The organism is Pectobacterium sp. CFBP8739, assembly GCF_013449375.1.
Taxonomy (GTDB): domain Bacteria; phylum Pseudomonadota; class Gammaproteobacteria; order Enterobacterales; family Enterobacteriaceae; genus Pectobacterium.
Map to the genome: position 1 here is coordinate 1 of NZ_JACDRR010000058.1, position 949 is coordinate 949.

A 949-nucleotide genomic window follows, 5' to 3' on the forward strand; every position below is an offset into this window, starting at 1 on the left:
TCAGGATCGTCCCTATGACCCGATAGGTTTACTGGGTGGTATCCGGCCTCAAGCGTATGTGCATAATCCTCTCACTTGGGTTGACCCGCTGGGGTTAACGGAAAAAGAAGGCGTCACAACCTTTTATCATGCTGGGAATATACAAGGCCCTATAGATCCTTCAAAAGGTCGGGCCAATTTAGATTTTAACCCAGCAGGCCAAGGCGGTTTTTATGTGACAACAGACAAAGTCCAAGCGGAAGAATGGTCAAAACTACGCGATCACCCTACGATCGCCCAGTTTGATATTCCGAATTCTGAACTCACAAAACTTGATATCAAAGATTTCAGCTCAGCCAATGGTGAGTGGGCTGATTTTGTGACTCAAGGCAGAGCTGGGACTCTTTCCCATAGTCATGATGCTGTGAGTGGCCCGATGTTGGGGAATCCAGGAGCGGTGAAAAGAGGAAAGGTTCCGACAAGTAAAGGCAGCCAGTTTGCTATTTTTTCTGATGAAGCAGCAAAATTATTCGACAGATTTAAATTATAGGGATGAATATTGTGATAGATGATATAAATATATCTGATAACTTGATTTTCTATGATAATCAAACTGGTGATGAAGTTATATTTAATTATCGCACTTGGTGCGAGGTGATAATTGCTGTGATTTTTAAATATACTGAAAAGACCAAAGAAGAAAGTGATTTTTTAGTTTATTCTAGCCAGCTAATAAAAAATGCTACTAATAGCTATATGTCAGTTGTGTTGTGTAGTCATGAGATTGAGTACCATTGGGCTATGTTGATAGCATATGGTGATTTATATTGGAATAATGGAATCAGTCAAGATGAACCTGATGGATATTGGGAATGGGAATCTGAATACAGAAAGGCTAACTGTTTAGCTGAAGAAAGCTTTGTCTTTATTGATTGATTTTTAGCCGGAAGTGATCTGATGATCCTTCCGG

2 protein-coding genes are annotated in these 949 nt (G+C 40.1%); both read left to right on the forward strand.

All coding sequences use genetic code 11. The annotated features are described in order from the left end of the window. Positions 1–529 (forward strand): DUF3990 domain-containing protein (locus H0247_RS19620; protein ID WP_219606830.1); only part of this gene is annotated, 529 nt, incomplete at its 5' end. A gap of 11 nt (positions 530–540) precedes the next feature. Next, positions 541–915 (forward strand): hypothetical protein, encoded by a 375-nt coding sequence (locus H0247_RS19625; RefSeq protein WP_370463388.1) that lies wholly within the window; start codon positions 541–543, stop codon positions 913–915. Positions 916–949: the final 34 nt, after the last annotated feature.